The sequence below is a fragment of the Sphingomonas sp. Ant H11 genome (assembly GCF_000797515.1).
Classification (GTDB): Bacteria; Pseudomonadota; Alphaproteobacteria; order Sphingomonadales; family Sphingomonadaceae; genus Sphingomonas.
Genome location: NZ_JSBN01000139.1, coordinates 1 through 4,773 on the forward strand (window position 1 = coordinate 1; position 4,773 = coordinate 4,773).

2 protein-coding genes and 2 pseudogenes are annotated in these 4,773 nt (G+C 64.1%); 1 reads left to right on the plus strand and 3 read right to left on the minus strand.

Annotation, left to right across the window (positions count from 1 at the left end):
- Positions 1 to 43: 43 nt before the first annotated feature.
- Positions 44 to 1,531 (minus strand): DNA recombination protein RmuC, encoded by a 1,488-nt coding sequence (gene rmuC, locus NW75_RS19405; RefSeq protein WP_033966976.1) that lies wholly within the window; start codon positions 1,529 to 1,531, stop codon positions 44 to 46.
- Between the two features lie 95 nt (positions 1,532 to 1,626).
- On the opposite strand from rmuC, the pseudogene NW75_RS19410 reads away from it, so the two are divergent.
- A pseudogene (locus tag NW75_RS19410) lies at positions 1,627 to 3,290 on the plus strand (formate--tetrahydrofolate ligase).
- Positions 3,291 to 3,422: 132 nt separating this feature from the next.
- On the opposite strand, the gene def reads toward NW75_RS19410, so the two are convergent.
- Together def and recR are read right to left on the minus strand one after the other, a co-directional pair.
- On the minus strand, positions 3,423 to 3,953 hold the full coding sequence (def, locus tag NW75_RS19415; protein ID WP_033966977.1) for a peptide deformylase: 531 nt from the start codon (positions 3,951 to 3,953) through the stop codon (positions 3,423 to 3,425).
- Between the two features lie 175 nt (positions 3,954 to 4,128).
- Positions 4,129 to 4,710, minus strand: a pseudogene (gene recR, locus NW75_RS19420) (recombination mediator RecR); the annotation flags it as partial.
- Positions 4,711 to 4,773: the final 63 nt, after the last annotated feature.

Here is a 4,773-nt window from a genome sequence, read left to right on the forward strand (position 1 = left end):
CAGGGGAGGGGAGGCAGAGCGCGCAGCGCGGGCGTACACCCCCCTATGTGTTGGCCTCAGCCTCCCCCACCGACACCACACTCGGCTCCGCCAGTTGCAGCGGTTCGCTGTCACTATAGCGCGCCAGCGCTTCGACCGGGGCGACATCCTCCAGCTCGCGCGCGCCGGTTTCGATGTTGAGATCGCGGAACTTGCGCCCCGTCACCATCAGGCGGCCGTTGAACGAGTTGGAGAAGCTGTTGAAATTGTTGACCGCGCTGTTCAACCCCGCACCAACTTTGCGCAAGTCGTCGGCCACCTTCGCCAAACGGTCGTGCATTTCCTTGCCTAGCCGCCCAATCTCGGCGGCTTCCTTGGCCAACCGCTCCTGCCGCCACACCGCCGCCACCGTGCGCGCGATCGCGATAAGATTGGTCGGGGTCGCCAGCAGCACACGCTTTTCAAAGGCGAAATCCCACAGCGTAGGGTCTTGTTCAAGCGCCGCCGACAGGAAATGCTCGCCGGGGACGAACATGATGACATAATCGGGCGCGTCGGCGAACTGGCTCCAATAGGCCTTGTTGCCAAGCCCGTTGACGTGCGCGCGCATCGCCGCAGCGTGCAGCGCCAGGCCCTTCGCGCGCTCCGCCTCATCGACCGCGCCGAACGCATCCTGATAGGCGTTGAGCGACACCTTGGCGTCAATCACCAGGCTGCGTCCGCCCGGCACGGTGACGATCGCATCGGGGCGCAACCGCCCGCCCTCATCGCCGCCCGAAACGGACACTTCGGTCTGAAAATCGGTATGTTCGGACAGGCCGCAGCTTTCGAGCACGTTCTTCAATTGCTGCTCACCCCAGCGCCCGCGCGATTTGGGGGCGTTGCGCAGCGAATTGACCAGCTTGGCCGCTTCCGACGATACCTTTTCCTGGCCGATCCGCAGCCCCTCAAGCTGGCCTTTGAGTTGGTCGAACGCGCTCAACCGCTCGCTCTCGACCTTGGTTACCGCTTCCTCATATTTGAGCAGCCGCTCGCTGACCGGCTGGAGCATCGATTTGAGGTTCTGCCCGGCGGTTTCTTCCGACTGACGGAACCGCTCGTCGGCGCGCTTGAGGAAAACCTCCTGCGCCTCGTTGAGCAATTTGTTCGACACCTCGGCAAATTGCGTGGCGAGCAATTCTTTGGCGTGGAGCAATTCGGCAATGCGCGCCTCATGCGTTTCGCGCACCATTTGGAGGCGGGCTTCGTCGGCCTCGCGCATTTCGGCAAGGCGGCTTTCAAAGGCCGAACTGTGCGTCTTCAACGCGGTGTTTTCGAGCCGCGCGACATCGCGTTCATCGCGAATTGCAGCAAGATCGGTGCGCAATTGCGCGGTTTCTCGCGCCCGTTCCTCGGCACTGGCCAGATCGACGATCGCGCGCTTGAAATCCTCATTGCGCGCATCGCGCTCGGCGCGGGCCTGCGCCGTACCGCGAATCCCGAGCAGGAAACCGATCGCCAGGCCAACCAGCAGGGCCGCCACTCCAAACAAGGCCATCGTCACACCGGTCATACGAACTCTTTCTGGAACATTCTGCGAACCTGTAGCTTGGGCGACCAGTGTCGTAAATCCTCCCCCTTTGGGAATGGATTTGTTAGGGCAGTATCATGCTGTCTGACATTGCGATCTCGCGCGCCGCCACCCTGCAACCGATCGGGCAGATCGCCCAACGTGGCGGAATCCCGTCCGAAGCGGTTGAACCCTATGGTCATTTCAAGGCCAAGATCGACCTTTCGCGCCTCCCCGCGTCAACCGCGCAAGGCCGCCTGATCCTGGTCACCGCCATTAGCCCGACCCCGGCGGGCGAAGGCAAGTCGACAACGTCGGTCGGCCTCGCCGATGCGCTGAACCGCACCGGGCGCAAGACGATGCTGGCGCTGCGCGAACCGTCGCTTGGTCCCTGTTTCGGCACCAAGGGCGGCGCGACCGGCGGCGGCTATGCGCAAGTGGTGCCGATGGAGGACATCAACCTCCATTTCACCGGCGATTTCCATGCGATCACCAGCGCGCACAATTTGCTGGCCGCGATGATCGACAACCATGTCCATTGGGGCAATGCGCTCGATATCGACGTGCGGCGGATCGTGTGGCGGCGCGTGCTCGACATGAACGACCGGGCCTTGCGCGACATCGCCCAGTCGCTCGGCGGGCCCGCCAATGGCTACCCGCGCGAAAGCGGGTTCGACATTACCGTCGCGTCCGAGGTGATGGCAATTCTGTGCCTGGCCAGTGACTTACACGATCTGGAAGCCCGGCTAGGGCGAATCGTCGTCGCCTATACGCGCGACCGGCGGCCGGTAACCGCGCGTGACCTCAAGGCCGATGGCGCGATGGCGGTGTTGCTGGCACAGGCGATCAAGCCCAACCTCGTCCAGACGCTGGAGGGCACCCCTGCCCTCATCCACGGCGGCCCGTTCGCCAATATCGCGCATGGCTGCAATTCGGTGATCGCCACGCGCACCGCGCTGGGCCTCGCCGATTATGTGGTGACCGAGGCCGGGTTCGGCGCGATCTCGGCGCGGAAAAGTTCTTCGACATCAAGTGCCGCCAGGCCGCCTTGAAGCCCGCCGCCGCGGTGATCGTGGCGACGGTGCGCGCGCTGAAGATGCATGGCGGCGTCGCCAAGGCCGATCTCGGCGCGCCCGATGCGGAGGCGGTGCGACGCGGTGGCGTCAATCTCGCCCGCCATATCGAGAATGTCCGAGCCTTCGGGGTGCCGGTGGTGGTGGCGGTCAACCGCTTCGATGGCGATACCCCCGATGAATTTGCGGTGATCGAGCAGATTGCCGCCGAGCAGGGCTGCAACGCGGTGCTATGTACGCATTGGGCCGAGGGCGGCACCGGGGCCGAAGCACTGGCCGAGGCGGTGGTGGCGCTGTGCGACCACAATGCCGGTCAGTTCGCGCCGCTCTATTCGGACGAACTATCGCTGTTCGACAAGATCAACACCGTCGCCACCCGCATCTACCGCGCGGAAGAAGCGATTGCCGATGCCTCGGTCCACGCGCAGCTCGCCCGCTGGGAAGCTGCGGGTTTCGGTCATTTGCCGGTATGCATGGCGAAGACGCAGTACAGCTTCTCGACCGACCCGGCCAAGCTCGGCGCGCCGACCGGCCATGTCGTGCCGGTGCGCGAGGTGCGATTGAGCGCGGGTGCCGGCTTCGTCGTGGCAATCTGCGGGGAGATCATGACCATGCCCGGCCTGCCGCGCGTTCCGGCGGCGGAGGGGATCCGGTTCGGGGCCGGGGGCGAGATTGAAGGGCTGTTCTAACCTCTCCCTCTCCCTTCAGGGGAAAGGGCAAGCTAGGCGAAGCCGAAGCGCGGAAGAGCGGCAGTCTAGACCGCAACGGTTGTTACTGCCTCTCTCCCCGACCCTCCCCCTGAAGGGGAGAGGGAGAATCGGTCAAGCCGCCTTGCGCTGCTTCGCCAGCTTTTTGAGCAGCATATCGCGCTTCAGCTTGGAGATATGGTCGATGAACAGCACGCCGTTCAGATGGTCGATCTCATGCTGCAACGCCGTCGCCAGCAAACCGTCAAAATCGGCCTCGTGGCGTTCACCCTGCTCGTCGAGCCAGGTGGCGCGGCAGCGCGTCGGGCGCTCGACCTCGGCATATTGCTCGGGGATCGACAGGCAGCCTTCGTTATAGAAGGAGGTTTCCTCGCTCAGCGACAGCAATTCCGGGTTGATATAGACCAGCGGCTTGCGCACCGGCTTGGCATCTTCCGCATCGCTTTCGGGCTCCTGCAGGTCGATCACGACAATGCGCTGCTCGATCGCAACCTGCGTCGCGGCGAGACCGATCCCGCGCGCGGCGTACATCGTGTCGAACATGTCGGACACGATCTTGCGAACGCTATCGTCCACCGTTTCGACGGGCTTGGCGACGGCGCGGAGGCCAGGATGCGGAACTTCAAGGATTTCTAGGACAGCCATTCCTTCGAGCTAGGAAAGCAACAGCCGTCCGTCAAGTTTCGTTCTTCTCCGCGCGGCAGCGCTCAAGAAAAAGAAAGAGTGGTTCGCGCAGAGGCGCAGAGGACGCGGAGAAGGCCATCTCTGCGTCCTCTGCGCCTCTGCGCGAACCCAATCTTCTTAAATTACCCCACCGGTCGCGCGCGCGCAGTGCCTGGGCCAGCGTGCCTTCATCGAGATAATCGAGTTCGCCGCCCACCGGCAGGCCGTGCGCCAATTGGGTGATGCGCACCGGAAACCGCTCGATCCGCTCGATAATGTAATGTGCCGTGGTCTGCCCCTCCAACGTCGCATTCATCGCCAGCACCACCTCGTCGATCCCGCCCTCAGCAATGCGGCGTACCAGCGAATCGATGGCGAGATCCTCGGGTCGCACGCCCTCCAGCGCCGACAATCTCCCGCCTAGCACATGAAACCGCCCCGGAAACAGCCGCGACCGATCGAGCGCCCATAGATCGGCCACCTCCTCCACCACGCACAGCGCGCGCGCATCGCGGCGCGGATCGGCGCACACGCCACAGGGATTGGTGGTATCGATATTGCCGCAAATCGAACAGGTTGAGAGCCGTTCCTCAACCGCCATCAACGCACTCAGCAACGGCCCCAGCGCCGCCTCGCGCTTCTTCAGCAAGTGCAGCACCGCACGTCGGGCGGAGCGCGGCCCCAGCCCTGGCAATTTGGCGAGGGCCTGTGTCAGCGCTTCGATTTCGGGAGAGGCCATGGAGAACAGATAGGGGGTTGCGCCGCGTTCGTCACCCCCGGCGCAGGCCGGGGCCGTCCCGTG